The organism is Sporosarcina ureae, assembly GCF_029267015.1.
Taxonomy (GTDB): domain Bacteria; phylum Bacillota; class Bacilli; order Bacillales_A; family Planococcaceae; genus Sporosarcina; species Sporosarcina ureae_D.
In genome coordinates this window covers 1-20,531 of the sequence record NZ_JARIEA010000018.1, presented here as the reverse complement: position 1 = coordinate 20,531, position 20,531 = coordinate 1, and the positions used below count along the sequence as shown (strand labels likewise).

The following is a 20,531-nucleotide window of genomic DNA, read 5'->3' as shown; positions in this document are numbered from 1 at the left end:
CACGCTACTTGGAGTAGTGTGTGGTTTGAAACTTAGTAAGGGTTATTAAGTTCAAGGGCGAATGGTGAATGAATTAGAGAGTTAATTGGATTGTGCATGGGATGAAAGCTGCAGCTGGCGGACGCTTTCCCATGGTCCCGCGGTGAGCCAACCAGTTCGCAAGCTCTCTTTGGTTGTCTCACCTGATCGGGCTGATCCTGCGGGAAGAGCCGTAACGAAGGACGGCTTTTGCGAGTAAAAGCGCAGCGTTAGGAGCACATCTTTGCACTTCGCCGCCAACTTCCGCTTCAATTCTAGTTTGATAGTGCGGGTACTTTGATCACTTACTGTAGGTAGTGTGTCAATTATTGTTTTGTCTTAACTTATTTAGATTCAAGTACTGAAGTTCAACACCACCGCCAGCTACTCCAGCTTAAGAATAGAAAAGAGCTGTCACAAGAAGTCGTAATACTACGACCTCTTGAACAGCTCTGTTTCATCTTATTCAGTTTCGATTACAATCATCTCTGACGTAATAGGATGTGTGAAAGCCACTTTGGAAGCGACTAGCTTATATGGACCTCTTCTAATCGTTTCGTTGCCATACAGCTGATCTCCGACGACAGGGTGACCCATATGTGAGAAATGGACACGGATCTGGTGTGTTCGGCCTGTTTCCAATCGCGCTTCGACAAGAGTCGTATCCGCTTTGCGCTCGAGCACTTTAAAATGTGTGACCGCTGACTGGCCAGAAGGGGATACTCTGCGTTTTGTCGCATGACTGCGGTCTTTACCGATGGGCATGTTGATCGTCCCACGTGGTTTTCTTAGCTGGCCTTCAAGCTCGGCAGTATAATACCGTTCGATTTGATTCTGCTCCAGCATCCGGTCGAATAATGTCTTTGCCAATGGATTCTTTGCAATAAGTAAAACGCCCGACGTATGCTGGTCTAAGCGGTGAATATGTTCTGCATAGCTTCCGCCTTTGGCTTCGACATAGCCCATGACTTCATTCATCAATGTGCCGGTCCCTGGCAAGCGTTCTGGGTGTACGGACAGACCAGCAGGCTTGAATACTGCTAGTACATGCTCGTCTTCCCATAAAACGTTTAAGGAGTTGGAAGGTTCCGGTTTATATGAAGATTGTGCGTCATTGAAACCGAAGATTAGTTCCGTCCCTTCAGGAAGAGGTTCCTTCCATTCAACGGGTTGTCCTTCTGTATCTGTTACACTTTTGTCCATACGCATTTGATGGACAGACTTCTTTCCGCCTTGCCATTGTTCTCTTAGTAGTTTTTCAATCGTCTCGCCTGGTGTTTCAGTTGTATAATGAAAACTTGTCATCTACGTAGTCTCCTTATTTGCTTTCGAATTCATCAAAAAATGCTCTGATTTGGTCATCAGGTTGTGAACCAACCGTTCTGCCTTGTTCTTTCCCATCTTTATAATGAACGAGAGTAGGCCATGCTGTTATATCGTATTCTTGTTTTATCTGATCGCTGAACTCCAACATATTGTATTGATAGACATGTGCGTCATATTCATCTGCAATTGGCATTAGACGAGGTGTCATATCCATACAATGTGGACAGTCTGGACTGAAGTAATAAACGGTTGTAGGCTCGCCACTTTCAATCTGTTTGAAGACTTCTTCAGGAAGTGCAACGTTCTGATAACTTTCATTATCTAATAAATCAATTGTAGATTGCTGTAGATTATCTGTGCCGTACGGATTGTCAGCCAGTTTTGTTTCATTGGATTTATTATTGAGGACGATGATCAAAATAAAGATCACGACAATCACTCCACCAATAGCTAATAATTTTTTCAATGTATTTCACTCCTTCGTTTGTTTTAAGAGTACAAGACTTGCGATGAAAATAAAAGCGAATGCTACTAGTGCTAGGAAAGGAATTGTAATGAAACCAAAATAATTGACGTATGCGCCTGTACATGAAACACCACCACATACGGGTGCACTATCTTGTAAGAACGTTAATTTTTGAATACCGTAGTGATAAAGAGAAATACAACCTCCAATAAATGAAAGTGAGGCAGTAGTCCACGCAATCGTCACGTTTTTTTGTATGAGCGCGAGTAGGCCAATCAATACAATCGGATACATGAATATCCGTTGATACCAGCACATTGTACAGGGTACATAGCCTTTAATTTCAGAAAAATATAAAGAACCGAGTGTCGCGATAAGTGCAACGGACCACATAGCAAGAAGCCAGTTTTCCTGTTTTTTATTCATATAGTCACTCCTTACGATAGGGTAATAGATAAAAGCTTTCCCGTTTAGGCGGGAAAGCTTTTATTTTGACGAATCGGTAACTTCATTAGTTGCATGATCGAGCGGTTGTTTTTTAGCTTCCAAGTACAGAATGTGATTGCCGTCTACTTCTTTGACAGTAAACTCATATCCTTGTTCGATAATCTTCTCACCTTGTATAGCTTCAAAGCGTTGATCCATGAACCAACCGCCAATCGTATCAATGTCTTCTTCGAGAATTTCTATGTCTAATGCATGATTGACGTTTTCAATTAGCATTTTAGCGTCTAGAATATAATGATCTGTATCAACTATTTGAAGTTCAGGTAGTTCATCCAAGTCGAATTCATCGCGGATTTCGCCAACGATTTCTTCCAAGATATCCTCGATGGTGACGAGTCCTGAAGTTCCTCCATATTCATCTAATAAAATAGCCATATGAATCCGTTCACGTTGGATTTTTAAGAGTAAATCTCCGATAGGGATAGTTTCAATAACTCGAATAATCGGCTGCATATACTGCATAACGGATTTACTGCCGTTTGTCGGGTCTTTAATATAGGCAGTCAGTAAATGTTTCATGTTGATCAATCCGATGACATGATCTTTGTCGCCATCGATAATTGGATAGCGTGTAAATTGTTCTACTCCTAGTAGTTCAAATACTTCAGATAACGTCATTTCTTTATCGACTGTCATCATTTCAGTTCGTGGCAGCATAATTTCCTTTGCGACTCGATCATCAAACTCAAAAATACGATTTACGTATTTGTATTCAGACTGGTTAATTTCACCGCTACGCAAGCTATCGGATAAGATGATGCGCAACTCTTCTTCTGTGTGTCCTACTTCTAATTCGGAAATGGATTTGAAGCCTAGCAATCGTGTAACAAGACGTGCCGATCCGTTCATCCCTTTAATGACCGGGTACATGAGACGGTAAAATACATTCAGTGGTACGGAAAGGGATAGGGATAATTCTTCCGCCTTGTGCAAAGCGATGGTCTTTGGAGCTAGTTCTCCTACCACAACATGCAAATAAGTGACAATCGCTAAAGCGATTGTGAAGGAAAGAATGGTTTCGACATTAGCATCCAAAGCAAGCATATCGAAAACTGGAGCCAACATCATACGTACTGTTGGTTCCCCAAGCATACCTAGGCCAAGTGCCGAAATCGTAATTCCGAGCTGACAAGCGGATAAGTATTCATCTAAATTATCGGCAATTTTTTTTGAGAGCACCGCGCGTTGATTACCTTCGTCGATCAATTGGTCGAGACGTGATGAGCGGACTTTCACGATTGCAAATTCACACGCAACAAAAAAAGCGGTGACTGCGATCAAGGCAGCAAATGCTGCCAAGCGTATGGCAATATCCAAATAATAGCTCTGCACTTAACCCAGATGAGGGAAAAGAACAAAGCGTACACCTCCTGTAAAGTAATGTTAGTTATCTTTCATAATAATTTATTTATAGAGAAAATACAATTCGATTTGCTTGCAGAATAGAAAAAAACGGTTTAGGGATACAAAATGTGTCGATCCATAGCTATAGATAAAGAGAGAGGTGCTACAGTTAGTAACTAGTTTTGTATAGCAAATACGCTGAAGAAATTAATAAAAGACTGAAGACCAAGTCCTTTTAAAAGGGATTAGTCTTCAGTCTTAGGACATGCATTTACTCGCCGTATTGTGGCTGGGTTTCTTTAAAGGCGTTTTGCTCGTTGGGGATGCGGCTTTTGTCTTCGAAGACGTTTTCGGTTTTTTCGTTCTGTACCTTTAAACGCTCTTTTTCCAATTGCTTTTTGCCTTTTGATTGTTCTTTGCCCATAAAAGCACCTCCTCTAGTTAAAGGATGGTCGATTTAGGATGGTCTCATTCATAAACATGGAAAGTCATGAGATCATGCACCATTTTGAGAACATTTTCTTCATCAGGTGGTGTGCCGTTTGTCCAGTTGACCGTGCCGTCTTTGTGGTAGTCACCTTTGTATTGCTTGTTTTGGTAATAGAATGAAATCGTCCACCCAGGTAAATCAGTGTCCGCGAACATCTTTTTATGGTTGAAGTGTTGTAGCATCTTGTTTTCTCCTTTATGGTTCCATTAGTGATATCCTGTCCGCTCATTTCATAAACTGACCAAAAGGAACGAAAGGATGAGTGTGTGTTTGTTACTCAACTACGCAATGCGGTAGAGGAAAAGTATAAAACGTATTTTTATTATAAGTCCATGTATCAGCTGACGAATGATTTGCTATGGCAGGAATTCATTCGCCATGCGTATGAGGATGAAAAAAGTCATTATGAGATGTTCCAGCAATTGTATTATATTCTAACAAACGAGTTTGTGCCGAATCCGAAAAAGCCGGCGCCTTGTACTAATTTTAAAGAGTCAGCTAAAAATGCGCTAGTTTTCGAACTCGAAGCAGTAGAGCAATGTAAAGAATTGTTTTTGACCATTCCTTCTGAAGAGGCATATGATCCAATTTTTATCGCATTGCATGATGATATGGAGCATGCGATTCGAATGTCCACGATATTTAATGGAACGAAGTAATTCACACGTCGAATGAAAAGTCTTTGAAATACTTGGCGCCTTCAAGCATCCGAACGCCATACCAGAACATTTCGCCGTCAATTAGCTGAATCGCTGAATCGGGTAGCATTTCTTGGAACTGACCTTGCTGTTTTTCTTTAAATGGATAGGGTTCAGATGACAGCAATACCAAATCGAGATTTGCTTCTTTAAATTGCTCTTCCGTTAAGACAGGATAGCGGTCAGCTGATTCAGCAAAAGGCGTTACGAAGCCAAGTTTCTGCAACAACGAATTGATGTACGTGTCCTTACCTGCAACCATATAGGGCTTTCGCCAAATAACGTAGGCAACTCGCGCAGCAGGGAGAGTAGGCAGTTCTGAAAATGCTTGTTTGATTTCAGTGACGAGCGATTCCGACTGTTGCTCGCGATCTGTCAATGCTCCCATATCTGTAATCATGCGATAGGCATCTGGAATGGTTTGCACTTCCGCTACATATACAGGATAGAACTCGGCAAGCGTTTCAACCATCTCTTTTGTATTTTCTTCTTTTTCCATAATAATTAAATCAGGTTGTACTTCATGTATCAAGTCCAACTTCAGATCTTTCGTTCCTGCAACAGCTGGAACACTTTTTGCATGTTCAGGATAGATACAGTATCGTGTGCGTCCGACAATTTCATTTTCCAAACCAATTCCGAATAATGTTTCTGTAATACCCGGACATAATGTAACGATTCGTTTCGGTGGAAAATTATAAACAACGGTTCTTCCTAAGTGGTCAATCAGTTCTTTCTTCAATGAAATAAGTACCTCCTTTATTACTGCAATGAAATCTTATGGTTATAGTTCATAATACTCTACTTGCAACGTACCTGAACGGCAATCAAATGTAAAGTCAGGAAACTTCGTCTCTAATTGCTTTCCATTCAGCTGGTTTTTGTTATAATTGGAACGAAGACCACGTGGAATTAGGTGAAGCGATTGAAAATAGTGTTAACTATTTTGTTCATGGCGTTTATTGGCGCATTGATCGGTGGGGTAACGAATCACCTGGCGATTAAGATGCTGTTTAGACCACATGAAGCAAAATACATTGGAAAAACCCGATTGCCATTTACACCCGGCTTGATTCCAAAACGCCGAAATGAATTGGCAACGCAGCTTGGAAAAACGGTAACAAATTATTTGCTGACACCTGACCTGTTCAGGAAAAAGATGTTGACGCCTGGAATGGAAAAGCGTGTAGAAACGTTTATTCAAAGTAAAATGGATAAATATGTTCTGCAATCAGATAAAACATTGACCGACTGGCTCGAGCTTGCAGGTGCTGAAGCACTTCCTGAGCAAGTCGAAGATAAGTTAGTGACATTGATCGATCAGCAGCTATATGATATGAAGATAAAAGTAACAACAGGTACAGTGGAAGAAGTCATGCCGCTTCGTTGGCAACAACAAATCGAAGAAAGAATTCCTTTAGCTTCTGATTTTGTATTGCAGCGTGCCAGTCAATTTGTAGATTCGGCAGAAGGAAGACAGACATTCCAAAAGCTGATTGATGACTTCTTAGCTTCAAAAGGTACATTCGGCGGTATGCTTAATATGTTTTTTGGAGAATCGGAATCACTTGTCGGCAAGGTTCAGCGAGAAGCACTTCGATTTATAGAAGCTCCTGGAACAAAAGATTTATTGGATCAACTGATTTGGAAAGAGTGGCAGAATGTCCAGCAGCAACCGATGGAACAGTTGACGTCTGGCTTTGACTTTGATAGTGTTTTTGCTTCAGTAAGAAAATATGCACTGGATCAATTGGCACTACGAGAAAGACTAGATCACAGCCTTTCACATTACTGGCCACAAGGATCTACTTGGACGGCTGCTAACGTGACACCACAGATTGTCAGCTTTTTATTCGCTCAGGCAGAGTCACAGCTTGAAGAATCATTAAAAAAGTTAAAACTCGATGAAATGGTGAAAGAACAAGTAGACACATTCCCAGTGGCAGTACTCGAAGATTTGGTGCTGGGGATTTCACGCAGAGAGTTTAAGATGATCACGGTTCTAGGCGCATTTCTTGGTGGGATCATTGGAATCGTGCAAGGAATTATTGCACTTACACTAAATGGATTGTAGGAGGAGATAGTATGTCAGTAAATATTTATGATGATATGAACAAATTGGAATCTACTTTGCGCAAGACAGATGAGTATGTAGCGGTGAAAACAGCGATGGCAGACGTGAAAAGTGACGAGCAAGCACGTGCATTGTTCGAAAGCTTCCGTGAAATCCAAATGAATTTGCAACAGAAGCAAATGGCAGGCGAAGAGATTGAAGCAGATGAGCTTGAGCATGCACAGAAAACAGCACAACTCGCTCAGGAAAATCCGAAAATCTTGGCGATGCTTACTGCTGAAATGAAACTAAGCGAATTGATTGAAGAAGTAAACCGTGTAGTATTGAAACCCATTCAAGATTTATACGAAGGATTTAATTAATAGATACATCTAAACCGGCCTTGGCCGGTTTTTTTCAACAGATGGAGAGTAGGAGAGAACGATGCAGCAATTACTAGTAAAAGAACAATTCCCCCAAGATTGGATCCGAATGTTTACGCATTTAGCCAATTTATTTTTTGAACAGTCTAAAATTGTTACAGATCATGCAGAAGATACGGCAATTAATCTTCAGTTTAATGAAGATTACGGAGAAGCGCCTAGCGTCACTGCGGATATTCAGTGGAATGGTAAGCACTTCACATCTCGATTTGCGGAAGAGATAAAAGAAACGGAAGAGCGTCAACAATTACGCCAGCGTAAAAGAATGTATTCCCACGTGTTGCTTGATGTATTGGAGCAAGCAACAGGGATGGATCAAGAGTGGGGTATTTTGACAGGAATCCGTCCTACTAAGTTGTACCATATGTATCGTCAAGATGGTCATACCGTTGACGAAGCGAAGCAATTACTTCAGCAACGTCATCGCGTATCCGTACGTAAAAGTGAATTAATTGCAGAAATTGCAGACGTTCAGTTGAATGCGTTACCTGATTTGTATTCATTAAAAGAAGAAGTGAGTATTTATATTGGCATTCCGTTTTGTCCGACAAAATGTGCGTATTGTACGTTTCCTGCCTATGCCATTCATCGTAAAAGCGGGCGAGTGGAAACATTCCTCGATGGCTTGCATGAAGAAATGCGTGCAATGGGTAAATGGCTGAAAGAACATGATATTCGTATCACGACGATTTATTTCGGTGGCGGAACACCTACGTCTATTGAAGCAGAGGAAATGGACGCGCTTTATCAAACGATGATGGACTCGTTCCCTTATATGGAACATGTGCGTGAAGTGACAGTGGAAGCCGGACGTCCTGATACGATTACAGTACCTAAGCTTGAAGTACTGAAGAAGTGGGGGATAGATCGAATCAGTGTCAATCCGCAGTCCTATACGGATGAAACATTGAAAGCTATCGGTCGTCATCACACCGTACAGGAAACAATCGATAAGTATTGGTTGTCTCGAGAGCAAGGAATGCGCAATATCAATATGGACTTGATCATCGGTTTACCGAATGAAGGTCTGGAGGAATTTGAGCATTCGCTCGCTGAAACAGAAAAGATGCAACCTGAATCATTAACGATCCATACGTTGTCATTCAAGCGCGCTTCTGAAATGACACGCAATAAAGACAAGTATCAAGTGGCGGATCGTGAAACAGTAGGAAAAATGATGACGCGTGGAGAAGAATGGTCTCGCGCTAACGGCTACATACCGTATTATCTTTACCGTCAGAAAAATATTCTAGGGAATCTGGAGAATGTCGGGTACTCGAAACCTGGTGAAGAGAGTCTCTATAATATTTTGATCATGGAAGAAGCACAGACCATTATCGGTATGGGTTGCGGAGCTTCGAGTAAGTTTATGGAACCGGCAACAGGCAAGTTGACGCAATTCCACAATCCGAAAGAACCTGGGGCTTATATTTTAGGATTTGAAGAAGCGATCGATAAGAAAATAGCGTATTTGGAAGAGTTATTCCCATCTACGCACCCCCTCAAGTAATACGGATATCCCTAACGCAAAAGTCGTTGGGGATATTTTTTGTGAAAGTTATGCAAATGCTCAGCCAATTGTGTATAATGTAATGAATGAACAACCATTCATTCAAAGGGGGAATTAATTTTGACAAAACAGATTGAAGTAGAAGTTGAAGGAAGATTAGCAACCGTAACTTTTAACCAGCCTGAAGTAATGAACGCGATGGACGGAGTCATGATGAAGGATCTTGCAGACATCGTGGATCAACTAAAGAATAATTCATCCGTGCATGTTGTACTATTTAGAGGAGCTGGCCGCGCATTTTCTGCTGGCGGTAACGTTAAAGCTATGCTAGATCCAAATGGTCCGATGAAAATGGAGGATGTTATGGTCGACTTATCGAGATTAGCATTGGCGATGTACAGTATGCCTCAAATTACTATTGCATCCGTACATGGTGCGGCGGCGGGATTAGGATGTAGTATTGCCATTGCATGCGACGTCGTCATCGCGGAAGAGTCAAGTAAAATCGCCATGAACTTTATTGGAATCGGACTCGTGCCAGATGGTGGCGGTCACTTCTTCTTGAAAGAGCGTGTAGGTACTGCAAGAGCTAAACAACTCATCTGGTCGGGGAAAGTACTCGACGGAAAAAGTGCCATGCAAATTGGACTCGTCGATGAAGCGGTAGCGGACGGAGAAGCGTGGAACACGGCACAACAACGTGCCCAAGTCATTTTGCATTCGCCGACAGCTTCCATGATCGCATCAAAGAAAATTCTTCATGCAGAAGGAATCGCAAAGCTCGAGCAAGTATTGAAGCTTGAAGGTGAAGCACAATTGGCTATGCGCTTAACAACTGACCATCGTGAAGGCGTTCAGGCATTTGTAGGGAAAAGAAAACCAAACTTCACAGGTCAATAAAAGACATGAAGAAGACGCGCTATGAAAACTGCGCGTCTTGTGTATATCTATAACTGTTATTAAAAAATTATTGATACTTAGCGGCTGTTTCTCTCCAAGAGAAATAGCCTTTTTCTATGGCGCGTAATAGTAACTCTGCTGAAGCCAAATTCGTAGCTAGCGGAATCCCATAGACATCACATAATCGAAGTAAAGCACTGACGTCCGGCTCATGTGGTTGAGCTGTTAGCGGATCTCGGAAGAATAAAACCAAATCAAGCTGTCCGGTTGCAATCATGGCACCGATCTGTTGATCGCCACCAAGCGGTCCTGAATTCAGTCGTGTAATGGATAGCTCTGTTTCTTCCATAATGCGTAATCCTGTTGTGCCCGTTGCATAAAGGGTGTGTTTAGCAAAAATCTGCTCATAAGCAATGGCGAAATTGACCAATTCAGCCTTTTTTTCATCATGCGCAATCAAAGCAATGTTCAAACGAGTCACTTCCTTCTACGATATCTTGACGACCATAGCGTATCACAAAAAACGTTAAAAATCTCGTGCTTTTTAGTATAAGTTTAAGTAATTCTATCCGCAACCAAAAGTCCCTTGATGATCTGTAAACAGTTCATCAAGGGATAGTAGTTGGATATTACTTCTTGTTTTTTAATTTTTCCAATAGATTTTCAACTTTCTTTTGTAGATCTTCGGTTTCTTCTTGTAAGATACGAACTGTATAATGCGCGTCCTCGATGAAGAGTTCTACTACATCTCCTTCAGTCAACTCAGCAGATAGTTCTGTTACAGGAATCACAAGTTCTTTCTGCTCATTCTCATAATACAAAAAGACATAAAAACCATCTTCAATCCGATCTAATGTGTATCGTTGACCTTTTGTCATCGTTCGCATGCCCACCCATCTTTATCTCGATCATGCTTACTAGCATATGCCGGATGACCTTTTTTTACACCATTCGGATAGGATTTTCGCATCTCGGTACAATTCTTGAATGAAGTAGGTGCACCCGGTATGACGTACAACCCTGAATTGATATCTGGCTTAGGGTTAGGCTTCGGTACAGGCTTAGGATCAGGCTTTGGTACAGGTTTAGGATCGGGTTTCGGTATAGGCTTTGGAACTGGCGCGGGTTTTGTCAGTGATGTAGTAACGGAATGGGCTGTGCCATTCGTAGTCACTGTAATCGTACCTGCAGTTTCCGTAGCATACGTTTTTATACCCGCCTCTTTTAAACGTTTGACGGTTTCCGCATGTGGATGTCCATATATATTGTTTTTTCCATAAGACAATATGGCGGCCTGTGGCTTCACAACTGCCAGAAAAGCAGCAGAAGTACTTGTCCGTGAACCATGATGACCTACTTTCAAATACGTGCTCTTTAGATTAGATTGACCAATCATTTCTTTCTCTACACGTTCATCCGCATCACCTGTAAATAAGAAACTGACATTTTCATACGCCAGTCGCGTGACAATGGAAGCGGCGTTATGATTAATTGCTTTCTCATCTGTGTGTAGTACATTCAGTTTAATCGCAGAGTCGAGAGCGATTGTGTCGCCTGTTTGTGCTACTGAGAATGGGATATTCTTTTTGTCAATCAACGTAAGTAAATTAGCATATGTTGCAGTCGTATGAACATTCCCACTGTCGATAAATTGTTTTACTGTAAAGGTCTTAAGGACATCTTCAAATCCACCAATATGATCAGCATGTGGATGTGTAGCCAGCGCGATGTCTAGCGTTTTGATATTTCTAGATTCTAGGAATGCAATAACTTTAGGTGCGTCGAGCGCAGTTCCCGCATCAATCAACATATTTTTGCCGTCTGGCGATTGGATCAGAATAGAATCCCCTTGCCCCACATCGATGAAGTGAACTTGCATATTCGGCATTGGCTTAAAACTTGGATTCATCATGCGCGCCATAAAGACTGCGAAATGTTGTCTCGACAGTTTATTATTTGGTCCGAATGAACCATCCAAATAGCCTGTCGTGATATTTTCAGAAGCTAAGACACTGATATCATCTTTAAATCCATTTAGATCACTAACATCTGTAAAGTGTACATCTTTGGTTTTAGGTAACTGATAGCCTTGAACTAAGATTTTCGCCATTTGTCCGCGTGTCAACGGAGCCGAAGCATCAAAGTACTTTGAACCGTTTGTATGGGTCTTTCCAGATATAAAGCCTAGTTGCACGGCCTTTGCTACTTTTTCATAGCCGTGATTCCCTTTCTTCAAATCAGTGAAGCCAGGGTCTGGTGCTGTGAAATCGGTAATCTGTTTTTCTCGCAAAATCATAGTGACAGCTTGTAAGCGAGTTAGATTGTCTTTCGGTTTAAATGTTCCGTCTGGATATCCTGTAATGATTTTTTTATCCGTGAGAAATTGGATTTCATCCGTATATTGTGAAACATCTGGAAATCCTTTAGCAAAAGCTTGTTGCTGCGGAAATAAACAGAGCATCAGTACGACGATAAATAATGAATACAAAATCTTCTTCAAATCTGTTCCTCCTAGTTTTCTTGCATTTCGTGCATGAAATAGTATCTCCCTTATGCTTAAAACGTGCAAGAGTACTAGGGTAGCAATTTATGTATAGGAATTATTAATCAAAAAAAGACGAAATCTCTCGTGAAAAGGAGATTTCGTCGTGTAATTACGTATGGAATAATAATAGTTTACCAAGCGGTGAAGCTAAGCGATGTGTTCGGTCCAGCAGATCTTTTTCGATCAGCATCTGATTACCTTGTTCTTTTGCTGCGTCATCTGATTCTGCAGAGAAGGTCTCTTCTGTAATGAGTGAACCATTTTTTTCGTAAGCAGTAAGTTTGTAAGTTTTCATCATATCGCCTCCATAAACCTTTTATTCAGTATACTATGAATCACTTCAAATGAATAGCTATTCATAATATTGAAAGCATAAAAGATCCTTCATGTTAGACTTTAGTAGAAGAATATTTATAATTTTGAAACATATTTTCAATTGAATCGTATAACAAGATAATGAGATTACTAAAGGGGATGATGTGCGTGGCCTTAGAATTAGAACAAGTGACTAAACAGTTTGGAGATTTTACAGCTGTGGACCAGCTGTCATTGACAGTGGAAGAGGGGACAATGTACGGTTTCCTCGGAGCAAACGGAGCAGGAAAGACGACGACGTTCCGAATGATTCTCGGATTATTAACTCCGACAGAAGGAAATATTACTTGGAACGGACGCACCATATCCTATGAAACGAGCCCGCTGATCGGTTATTTGCCTGAAGAACGTGGCCTGTATCCAAAAATGAAAGTGTTGGATCAGTTAATCTTTCTCGGACAGTTGCGTGGAATGAAAAAGTCTGCAGCGAAAAGTTCGGCACTTCAGTGGTTGGATCGTTTTGAAGTGCCGCAAAATACGAATAAAAAAGTAGAAGAGTTGTCTAAAGGTAATCAACAGAAAATACAAGTTATCGCAGCGTTATTGCATGATCCTAAATTGCTGATCCTCGACGAACCGTTCTCAGGACTTGATCCAGTAAATGTCGAGATGTTGAAAAAAGCGATAGTGGACTTCCGCAATAATGGGGCAACGATTCTGTTCTCCAGCCACCGTATGGATCATGTGGAAGAGTTATGTGAGCAACTCAGTATTATTCATCATGGCAAACAATTAGTCAGTGGAAAGTTGCGTGACGTTAAGCGTTCATTCAGCAAACAGAATGTCCGGATCCGTTCAGACTTCCCACTCACTGAGCTAGAGGGGTTTGAAGGAGTTACGACTGCTCATTATTCTTTGGAAGGCGCAGTTTTTCAGGTAGAAGATGAACGAGTGGCACATGCGTTGTTACAAGCAGCATTGCAAAAAGGGCCGATACGCCATTTTGAAATAGAAGAACCATCTTTGCAAGACATATTTATTGCGAAAGTGGGGAAAGAGCATGCGTGAATTTTGGATTATTTTTAAACAAAGTTTCTTGACCAAAGCCAAAACGAAATCATTTTTCATTACAACGCTCATCATGGTGGCGGGTATTTTTCTCTTTGCGAATTTGCCGAGCATTATAGACAAAGTCGGTCAGTTAATGGGAAACAGTGAAGATGACCGTGTACTAGTCGTGGATGAGAGTGGGGTATTGTTTGACCGGTTGCATGAACAACTTCAGCAAAATGAACAAGAAATTTCATTGGAGCTGACAGAAGACTCGCAAGATCAGTTGGCAGAGCAAGTGAAATTGGAAGAAATCGCTTCGTTCATAGTATTGAGTTTTGATAAAGATCAAACTATCCAAGCGTCTTATACAACAGGTAGTTTGGTAGATCAATTTTTGCCTTCTGCTTTACAAGATGCATTGCAAAATATTCAAACGCAAGTGAAAGCGGAACAGCTATCTTTATCCGGTGAACAAGTTTCTGAGCTGTTTGCGCCGATTCAATTTGAAAAGCATAATATTTCAGAAACAGCAAAATCTGAAGAAGAGCTGAACCAAGCTCGAGTCTTAGTGTATGTATTAATGTTCGTCATTTACTTTGCGGTTATCATTTATTCGTCGATGATTGCGACGGAAGTAGCTACGGAAAAGTCATCACGTGTAATGGAAATTTTGATTTCAAGCGTATCACCTGTTAAGCATATGTTTGCGAAAGTGCTTGGAATCGGATCGCTCGGGATTGCGCAAATTCTAGTCTATGCCGTGTCAGGGTTTGTAGCTTATAAACTATCATCCACAGGAGAAGAAAATGAACTATCCGCATTCTTCAGCCTGGAAAACTTGCAAGTTAGCACGCTGGTCTATGCTGTCATTTTCTTCTTGCTAGGCTATTTCCTTTATGCGACTCTAGCTGCGCTACTTGGCTCACTAGTAAGCCGGACAGAAGACGTACAGCAGATGATTATGCCGATGTCGTTACTCGTCGTAGCGGCTTTCATTATCGCTGCAACGGGGCTTGGGAATCCAGAGATGGGCTATTTGAAAATCGCGTCATTCATCCCATTCTTCGCTCCACTCGTCATGTTCTTGCGGGTTGGTATGCTCGATTTACCTTTATGGGAGCCTTTGCTTTCGATCGGTATCATGCTAGTGACGATCTTCATCCTTGGCTGGTTCGGTGCGAAGGTGTACCGTGGCGGCGTGTTGATGTATGGGCCGTCTCGTTCGCTTAAGGATTTGAAGAAGGCTATACAGCTTGGAAAGGAATAGGTTTAGGTGAAGAGTGTCCCTTGAAGTCACAGTGCTTCTTGGGATACTTTTTTTTTGTGGATTTAAGTTTGAGTTCAAGTTCAAGTTCGAGTTTGAGTTCAAGTTCAAGAGTAAGGGGAGTTAGTGAGTACGAGGAGACTCAAGCCATGCCCGCTGGAAAGCGTCCGCCTGGAACGTCGATTAACGGTGCTTTCCCATTTACTACTGTTTCGCCTGTCCACTTTCCAGTAATAGATGAAATATGGTAAAATAGGAACGAGTATTCGTGGAAGAGGTGCAACCTATGGAACCCATCCGTTTTTTACATACAGCCGACCTGCATTTGGACAGCCCTTTTAAAGGCATGGCCGCAGCAGGGCCGGACGAGCTTGCTCGACTGCAGCAGTCTACATTCGCTGCGTTCGACCGATTCATAGCCTACGCAGTTAAGGAGCGACCGGATTTCGTTGTCATTGTCGGTGATCTTTACGACGGTGAAGACCGTAGCTTGCGTGCGCAAATTCGTTTCCAGCAAGGTATGCAACAACTTCAAAAAGTAAATATCCCGGTCTACTTGTCATATGGAAATCACGACCACTTAGCAGGCAGATGGACTCGCGTGTCATTGCCGGAAAATGTTCACGTGTTTACTGAACAGGTAGAGCAAAAACAACTAACTATTCGTAACGAAAACATTTATTTACACGGCTTCAGCTACCCACAGCGTCATGTCAAAGAGCCGATGATTGCGCACTATCCAAATGCGACAGATGGAATACATATCGGTCTGTTACACGGAAGTGTGGCGGGTGACGCAGAGCATGCCGTATATGCACCGTTTACTATCAATGAATTGCAAAGTAAGCACTACCATTACTGGGCGCTTGGTCATATTCACAAACGCCAAGTGTTGTCTCAAGAACCGCCCATCGTCTATCCAGGTAATATTCAAGGAAGACACCGTAATGAACAAGGGCATAAAGGATTTTACGACGTCTCGATGACATCTGCCAACACGTCTCTTACCTTTGTGGAAACGTCGGATATTGTTTTCACGTCATTGACGGTTTCATGCGAAGGAATCGAATATGCGGATGACTGGATTTCAGCATGTCAGGAAGCCGTCGATCAATTGACAGCCGAGATTGGCAGTGTCGTCGTAGAACTAGTGATGGAACATACGGAAGGGCTAGCAAACGATTTAGCAAGATCTGAAGTGGAGTGGCTTGATATTCTGCGAGAACAATATGAAGATATGGAGCCATTCGTCTGGATCTCATCGATTGAATGGCCATTGATCAGAGATACGATAGTTTCAAATTCATTACTTGAGCCAGTGGAGAGCACGTTATCCGGCTGGGAAACAGATGACTGGAATGATTTGGTGAAAGAAGTGTATAGCCATAAAGCGGGTCGCTATTTAGAATCGCTGACACCTGCAGATTTTGAGCGATTGAAACAGCAGGCAGCCGCATTGCTAGAGGATGAAATGTGGAAGGAGGGCTAAAATGAAAATCCGAAAAATACTTCTGTACGGATTCGGTCAGCATGAAAATTTGGAAATTGATTTGCGACCGGGCATGAACCTGTTATATGGACCGAATGAAGCGGGAAAAACGACTATTCAGCAAGCCATTCTTCATATTTTATTTGGATTTCCTCAAAAGAATCAACAAGAGCAACGCTATGAACCGAAAACAGGTGGGAAATACGGTGGCTGTCTATATATTGAAGATCAAGAGTATGGTAATTGGATGATCGAACGAGTGCGCGGAAAGTCTTCGGGTGACGTCTCCATCCGTTTTGATGATGGACGTATTGCAGAAGAAGAGGAATTGAAGAGGTTGTTAAGAGGTTATGATCGGCAAGCATTTGAATCGATCTTCTCTTTCTCCTTATTCCAGCTACAAGATCTTGAGAAAATGGATGAAAATGATTTGAGTCGGACTTTGCTTGCTTCCGGTACGACAGGTCTTGATACGTTATGGAAAGTGGAAAAGAAGATGGAGAAGGAAATGGGCGGCCTCTTCAAAAAGTCGGGCAAAATACCACCCATGAATAAAAAACTGGCCGAAATACGTGAACTGGAACAAGCGATGCTGAAAGAACAACAAAAGCTATCGACGTATGAACCGTTGACTATTCGCAAGCAAGAATTTGACGAACAAGTGGCGGCATTACGTTCAGAAGAGCAGCGCCTTTACAAGCAATCTGAAGAACAGCGAATCGCGATGCAAGTTGTTCCGTTGCAGCAACAGCGCAAGCAATTACTTGAACAAATCTCCCATCTACCTGATGATTTTCCAGCAGCAGGTATTCGGCGTTATGAAGAACTTGCAAGTAAACAATCAGAATTGAAGCTAAAGAAATCACGTTTAGAGAAAGAACAAGCGGAGTGGCAATCGGAATTGATTGACTTGCGCCCCAAAAATGAACAACAGAAACTGGAACGCTGGGTAGCACAAGAAGCAGAATGGCATCGATTACGATCGGAGCGGCTTACTGCTGAACAGGAAATACAAGTACTTGAAAAGAAACGACACCAGTTCATCAATCGTTTAGGATTAACAGATGAACAACAAGCATCAATAGGGACGATGGATGTTTCCATTCAACGTGAACGCCAGCTCGAACCTGTTCTTGAAGAACAGAAAGAAATGGATCAGCAATTAAAAGCATTGCAGCGCTTATTGGCGGAAGCGGAAAGTGAACGTCAAGAAGCGGAGCGACAAAAAGAACGGACTGAACGTTTGCGATTGTCTGATTCTGAACGAGAGAAACTGGCAACCTGGCCGGAATTGCAGCGTAAACTTACAGAAGCTAAATTCATTGTATCAGCAGGGGATCAGCAGGCTTCGAATGGAATGGTTCCGATCGTTATTTTGCTCATTGGACTGGTGATCGGGGCATATAGTGTCATGCAGCAGCAGTGGTTGTTCGCAGGGCTTGGTCTAGTAGTTATGGCGGTCGGGTTTTGGTTATTTACACAAAAACCTGATTCTGTATCAGACCAACAAACGTTCATTCGAGATCATGAAGCGCTAGCGGTTGAATTAGAAAGGCTAGCTGCACGTCATGACATGCAACAGCGTGATCAGCAACAAGTATCTACAGAGATTGAAAGAATGGATCGCAAATTGCAGAAATACGCAGAGGAAATGGAACAACTTTATCTGCTAAAACAACAAGCGGTGAAGAAGTTGCAAGATCTGTTACGAGATGAGCCATTTGATCCAACATTCAATATCCAAGAAAGCTTTCGTTTGTTGCGCGAGTTTCAAGACGTAGAGATAGATCAGCGAACATGGCAACAACGTCTACAAACCACGACACAGCTAATACGGTCATTGATTCAAGAAGTGGAAGAAGTACTCGGGCCAGTGGCTGAAGAAGGTTTGTATGAAAGACTTCGTCAAGAACTACAGCGTCAAAACAGCCTGCAAGAAAAGCATCTAAATAAAGAACAAACGCTACGTGAAATTAAAGAGCAAGTAGATGAAACACAGGAATTGTTGAAGACGGTAACAGCAGAAATTCAACAATTGTTCGAGGTCATAGGGGTATCAGAAAAAGAACAATTTTACACAGCATATCAGCAAGATCAAGATGCTCAATTATTGAAACGACAGCTAAAAGAAGTAGAAGCACAACTGTCCTTATATACCAAGGAACCATTGGTTAAAGAGTGGACCTTACCTGAACTTGAGGGACAGCGCAGTGAAACGACAAACCGCCTGGAAATGATTCGCAAAGAAGTAGTGGAGCTTGTAGATGAGCAAGTGAAAGTTGGACATGAAATCTCGCAAATGGTTGCAAGCCGAACGTATAGCGAACTTCAGCAATTATTTGAAGTGCGAAAAGCCGAGCTAGAAGATATGACAGAACAATGGGTAATCCGAAAAGCGGTCCGTGAGGCAATTCGGCAAACGATGAGCGAGTGGAAAGAACATCAATTACCGGCCGTTCTTCTTCAGGCGAATGAATGGTTTAGCAAATTAACTGGGAATCGATATGCGACGCTTGGCTTAACCGCGGAAGGGTATTTCGAGGCAGTCACAACAGAAGGGCAATCTTTCATGATCAATGAGCTTAGTCAAGCGACAAAAGAGCAAGCTTACCTTTCGTTGCGCTTGGCGTTAGCGTATGAATTATTAGAGCGCGCACCGTTTCCAATTATTATGGATGACCCATTTGTTCACTTTGATAATGAGCGACTTTCGCGTATGATAGAAATACTTACGGAGTTACAACCATCTCACCAATTTCTGTACTTTACTTGCCATCAAGAAATGAAGTCGAAATGGCCAAGTGAACCTCATACAATTGAGATTGGACGAAAAGTTAAAGGGGAGATCCACTGATGAAAAAACTACTTGACTATCAAGTCGGCGAAACAATCGACATGTATTTATTGATTAAGCAGGCAACAAAAGGTGTCACACAGCAAGGGAGTCCGTTCATGACGTTGATTCTGCAAGATAAAAGTGGTGACCTTGAAGCGAAACTTTGGGATGCGGGTGAAGAACAAGCCCAGATGTATCAGGGAGCAACCATCGTAAAAGTAGGCGGAGAAATTCATGAGTACCGTGGAAAAAATCAACTTCGTTTGAAAGCGATTCGTCCTGCGAAAGAAGATGAAGGGGTAACAATTGCGGATTTAGTACCTTCTGCTGAAAAGAGCAAGGAAGTATTGTTAGACGAATTAATGCAGTATTTCTTTGAAATGCAGAATCCACAAATTCAGCGCGTGACACGTCATTTATTGAAGAAGCATCAGCAAGATTTCGTATTATATCCAGCGGCTACGAGAAATCATCATGACTACGTTTCGGGCTTACTAGACCACGTCGTTTCGATGCTGAAACTCGGTAAGGCGATCGCGGAATTGTATCCAACGTTGAACAAAGATTTACTGTATGCAGGAATTATTTTGCATGATATCGGTAAGGTCATCGAGTTGTCAGGTCCAGTCGGTACGCAGTATACGATCGAAGGGAATTTGCTAGGACATATTACAATTATGGTCAATGAAATCTCCAAGGCTGCAGAAGAGTTGGAGATTGAGGGCGAGGAAGTGATGTTGCTTCAGCATATGGTGTTGTCTCACCATGGTAAAGAGGAGTGGGGCAGTCCGAAGCGTCCGATGTTGAAGGAGGCGGAGATTCTTCATTATATCGATAATATCGATGCGAAGATGAATATGCTGAACCGCGTCATGTCGAAGACTACGCCAGGCGAGTTCTCTGAGCGCGTATTCCCACTGGATAACCGTTCGTTCTATAAGCCAACTTTTGAGTGAGGTAGGTAGATAACGAGTTGTGGTAGTGGAAGGCGCTGTTGATCTGCTTATTGGGTCGTTGCTCGACGTTGACTTGGGCATGGAAGTTAGTAAAGGTTCTGCTTTTTGGACTCGCGCAGGCACGTGGGGGATTGCCTCCAGCCATGAGCCAACTAGCGGTGGGGCTGCCAGTTGTCTCATGGCCACGGCCTACCCCGCAGTTGTGCCTGCGCTACTGAGTGGTTGACAAGTTAGATTGTGGTCTATAAAGATGAAGACAGTGAAACGGTGATACCTTTCTTCGATTCTGGAAAAGTACGTAACAGATTGATTGGATCG

At 42.2% G+C, this 20,531-nt stretch carries 22 protein-coding genes; 11 read left to right on the top strand and 11 right to left on the bottom strand.

The window, feature by feature from the left end:
- Positions 1-480 precede the first annotated feature (480 nt).
- The 6 genes from Q7P97_RS02870 to Q7P97_RS02845 form a co-directional block, all read right to left on the bottom strand.
- The gene (locus tag Q7P97_RS02870) at positions 481-1,323 is read right to left on the bottom strand and encodes an RluA family pseudouridine synthase (RefSeq protein WP_303966307.1); all 843 of its coding nucleotides are present in this window, start codon (positions 1,321-1,323) and stop codon (positions 481-483) included.
- 13 nt (positions 1,324-1,336) lie between these two features.
- A complete protein-coding gene (locus tag Q7P97_RS02865) occupies positions 1,337-1,810 on the bottom strand; it encodes a thioredoxin family protein (RefSeq protein WP_303966305.1) in 474 nt (157 codons plus the stop codon).
- Between the two features lie 6 nt (positions 1,811-1,816).
- Complete coding sequence (locus Q7P97_RS02860) at positions 1,817-2,236, bottom strand: disulfide oxidoreductase (protein WP_303966303.1); 420 nt, start codon at positions 2,234-2,236, stop codon at positions 1,817-1,819.
- A gap of 60 nt (positions 2,237-2,296) precedes the next feature.
- Complete coding sequence (locus Q7P97_RS02855; protein WP_303966300.1) at positions 2,297-3,634, bottom strand: hemolysin family protein; 1,338 nt, start codon at positions 3,632-3,634, stop codon at positions 2,297-2,299.
- A 298-nt stretch (positions 3,635-3,932) separates the two neighbouring features.
- Positions 3,933-4,085 carry a hypothetical protein gene (locus Q7P97_RS02850; RefSeq protein WP_303966297.1) on the bottom strand — a complete coding sequence of 51 codons (153 nt, stop codon included), beginning with the start codon at positions 4,083-4,085 and terminating at the stop codon, positions 3,933-3,935.
- A 44-nt stretch (positions 4,086-4,129) separates the two neighbouring features.
- On the bottom strand, positions 4,130-4,333 hold the full coding sequence (locus tag Q7P97_RS02845; protein ID WP_085427003.1) for a DUF5342 family protein: 204 nt from the start codon (positions 4,331-4,333) through the stop codon (positions 4,130-4,132).
- 84 nt (positions 4,334-4,417) lie between these two features.
- Between Q7P97_RS02845 and Q7P97_RS02840 the strand changes: the two genes are divergently transcribed.
- The gene (locus tag Q7P97_RS02840; RefSeq protein ID WP_303966294.1) at positions 4,418-4,810 is read left to right on the top strand and encodes a ferritin-like domain-containing protein; all 393 of its coding nucleotides are present in this window, start codon (positions 4,418-4,420) and stop codon (positions 4,808-4,810) included.
- Between the two features lies 1 nt (position 4,811).
- On the opposite strand, the gene Q7P97_RS02835 is transcribed toward Q7P97_RS02840, so the two are convergent.
- The gene (locus tag Q7P97_RS02835) at positions 4,812-5,591 is read right to left on the bottom strand and encodes a helical backbone metal receptor (RefSeq protein ID WP_303966291.1); all 780 of its coding nucleotides are present in this window, start codon (positions 5,589-5,591) and stop codon (positions 4,812-4,814) included.
- A gap of 174 nt (positions 5,592-5,765) precedes the next feature.
- On the opposite strand from Q7P97_RS02835, the gene Q7P97_RS02830 reads away from it, so the two are divergent.
- From Q7P97_RS02830 to Q7P97_RS02815, 4 genes are all read left to right on the top strand, one after another.
- Entirely contained in the window at positions 5,766-6,923 is a 1,158-nt protein-coding gene (locus Q7P97_RS02830; RefSeq protein WP_303966289.1) for a DUF445 domain-containing protein, read from the top strand.
- Between the two features lie 11 nt (positions 6,924-6,934).
- The gene (locus Q7P97_RS02825) at positions 6,935-7,285 is read left to right on the top strand and encodes a YlbF/YmcA family competence regulator (RefSeq protein ID WP_303966286.1); all 351 of its coding nucleotides are present in this window, start codon (positions 6,935-6,937) and stop codon (positions 7,283-7,285) included.
- A gap of 61 nt (positions 7,286-7,346) precedes the next feature.
- Positions 7,347-8,855: a coproporphyrinogen III oxidase gene (locus tag Q7P97_RS02820; protein ID WP_303966283.1), complete on the top strand. Its 1,509-nt coding sequence runs from the start codon at positions 7,347-7,349 to the stop codon at positions 8,853-8,855.
- Positions 8,856-8,972: 117 nt separating this feature from the next.
- Entirely contained in the window at positions 8,973-9,755 is a 783-nt protein-coding gene (locus Q7P97_RS02815; protein ID WP_099625558.1) for an enoyl-CoA hydratase, read from the top strand.
- Positions 9,756-9,822: 67 nt separating this feature from the next.
- On the opposite strand, the gene mgsA is transcribed toward Q7P97_RS02815, so the two are convergent.
- From mgsA to Q7P97_RS02795, 4 genes are all read right to left on the bottom strand, one after another.
- The gene (mgsA, locus tag Q7P97_RS02810; RefSeq protein WP_303966280.1) at positions 9,823-10,227 is read right to left on the bottom strand and encodes a methylglyoxal synthase; all 405 of its coding nucleotides are present in this window, start codon (positions 10,225-10,227) and stop codon (positions 9,823-9,825) included.
- Positions 10,228-10,384: 157 nt separating this feature from the next.
- The gene (locus Q7P97_RS02805) at positions 10,385-10,633 is read right to left on the bottom strand and encodes a DUF3006 domain-containing protein (RefSeq protein ID WP_303966277.1); all 249 of its coding nucleotides are present in this window, start codon (positions 10,631-10,633) and stop codon (positions 10,385-10,387) included.
- The gene (locus Q7P97_RS02800; protein ID WP_303966274.1) at positions 10,630-12,255 is read right to left on the bottom strand and encodes an S-layer homology domain-containing protein; all 1,626 of its coding nucleotides are present in this window, start codon (positions 12,253-12,255) and stop codon (positions 10,630-10,632) included. Before Q7P97_RS02800 ends, Q7P97_RS02805 begins: the two co-directional genes overlap by 4 nt.
- A 154-nt stretch (positions 12,256-12,409) precedes the next feature.
- A complete protein-coding gene (locus Q7P97_RS02795) occupies positions 12,410-12,595 on the bottom strand; it encodes a YhzD family protein (protein ID WP_085426993.1) in 186 nt (61 codons plus the stop codon).
- A 188-nt stretch (positions 12,596-12,783) separates the two neighbouring features.
- On the opposite strand from Q7P97_RS02795, the gene Q7P97_RS02790 reads away from it, so the two are divergent.
- The 6 genes from Q7P97_RS02790 to Q7P97_RS02765 all read left to right on the top strand — a co-directional run bounded on the left by Q7P97_RS02790 (position 12,784) and on the right by Q7P97_RS02765 (position 20,439).
- Positions 12,784-13,683, top strand: a complete 900-nt coding sequence (locus Q7P97_RS02790; protein WP_099625561.1) for an ABC transporter ATP-binding protein — start codon at positions 12,784-12,786, stop codon at positions 13,681-13,683.
- A complete protein-coding gene (locus Q7P97_RS02785) occupies positions 13,676-14,935 on the top strand; it encodes an ABC transporter permease (protein WP_303966269.1) in 1,260 nt (419 codons plus the stop codon). Before Q7P97_RS02790 ends, Q7P97_RS02785 begins: the two co-directional genes overlap by 8 nt.
- Positions 14,936-15,218: 283 nt before the next feature.
- A complete protein-coding gene (locus tag Q7P97_RS02780) occupies positions 15,219-16,421 on the top strand; it encodes a metallophosphoesterase family protein (protein WP_303966266.1) in 1,203 nt (400 codons plus the stop codon).
- 1 nt (position 16,422) lies between these two features.
- The gene (locus Q7P97_RS02775; protein WP_303966264.1) at positions 16,423-19,275 is read left to right on the top strand and encodes an ATP-binding protein; all 2,853 of its coding nucleotides are present in this window, start codon (positions 16,423-16,425) and stop codon (positions 19,273-19,275) included.
- Positions 19,275-20,213 carry a 3'-5' exoribonuclease YhaM gene (gene yhaM / locus Q7P97_RS02770; RefSeq protein WP_085426988.1) on the top strand — a complete coding sequence of 313 codons (939 nt, stop codon included), beginning with the start codon at positions 19,275-19,277 and terminating at the stop codon, positions 20,211-20,213. The genes Q7P97_RS02775 and yhaM overlap by 1 nt, the downstream gene beginning before the upstream one ends.
- A 25-nt stretch (positions 20,214-20,238) precedes the next feature.
- Positions 20,239-20,439: a hypothetical protein gene (locus tag Q7P97_RS02765; protein WP_303966260.1), complete on the top strand. Its 201-nt coding sequence runs from the start codon at positions 20,239-20,241 to the stop codon at positions 20,437-20,439.
- Positions 20,440-20,531: the final 92 nt, after the last annotated feature.

Excerpts from the sequence above, each read along its gene's own strand:
- Q7P97_RS02870 (WP_303966307.1), bottom strand. The coding sequence starts at position 1,323 with ATGACAAGTTTTCATTATACAACTGAAACACCAGGCGAGACGATTGAA.
- Q7P97_RS02850 (WP_303966297.1), bottom strand. The coding sequence starts at position 4,085 with ATGGGCAAAGAACAATCAAAAGGCAAAAAGCAATTGGAAAAAGAGCGT.
- Q7P97_RS02780 (WP_303966266.1), top strand. The coding sequence starts at position 15,219 with ATGGAACCCATCCGTTTTTTACATACAGCCGACCTGCATTTGGACAGC.
- Q7P97_RS02860 (WP_303966303.1), bottom strand. The coding sequence starts at position 2,236 with ATGAATAAAAAACAGGAAAACTGGCTTCTTGCTATGTGGTCCGTTGCA.
- Q7P97_RS02795 (WP_085426993.1), bottom strand. The coding sequence starts at position 12,595 with ATGAAAACTTACAAACTTACTGCTTACGAAAAAAATGGTTCACTCATT.
- Q7P97_RS02785 (WP_303966269.1), top strand. The coding sequence starts at position 13,676 with ATGCGTGAATTTTGGATTATTTTTAAACAAAGTTTCTTGACCAAAGCC.
- Q7P97_RS02825 (WP_303966286.1), top strand. The coding sequence starts at position 6,935 with ATGTCAGTAAATATTTATGATGATATGAACAAATTGGAATCTACTTTG.
- Q7P97_RS02805 (WP_303966277.1), bottom strand. The coding sequence starts at position 10,633 with ATGACAAAAGGTCAACGATACACATTAGATCGGATTGAAGATGGTTTT.
- Q7P97_RS02820 (WP_303966283.1), top strand. The coding sequence starts at position 7,347 with ATGCAGCAATTACTAGTAAAAGAACAATTCCCCCAAGATTGGATCCGA.
- Q7P97_RS02775 (WP_303966264.1), top strand. The coding sequence starts at position 16,423 with ATGAAAATCCGAAAAATACTTCTGTACGGATTCGGTCAGCATGAAAAT.
- yhaM (WP_085426988.1), top strand. The coding sequence starts at position 19,275 with ATGAAAAAACTACTTGACTATCAAGTCGGCGAAACAATCGACATGTAT.
- Q7P97_RS02845 (WP_085427003.1), bottom strand. The coding sequence starts at position 4,333 with ATGCTACAACACTTCAACCATAAAAAGATGTTCGCGGACACTGATTTA.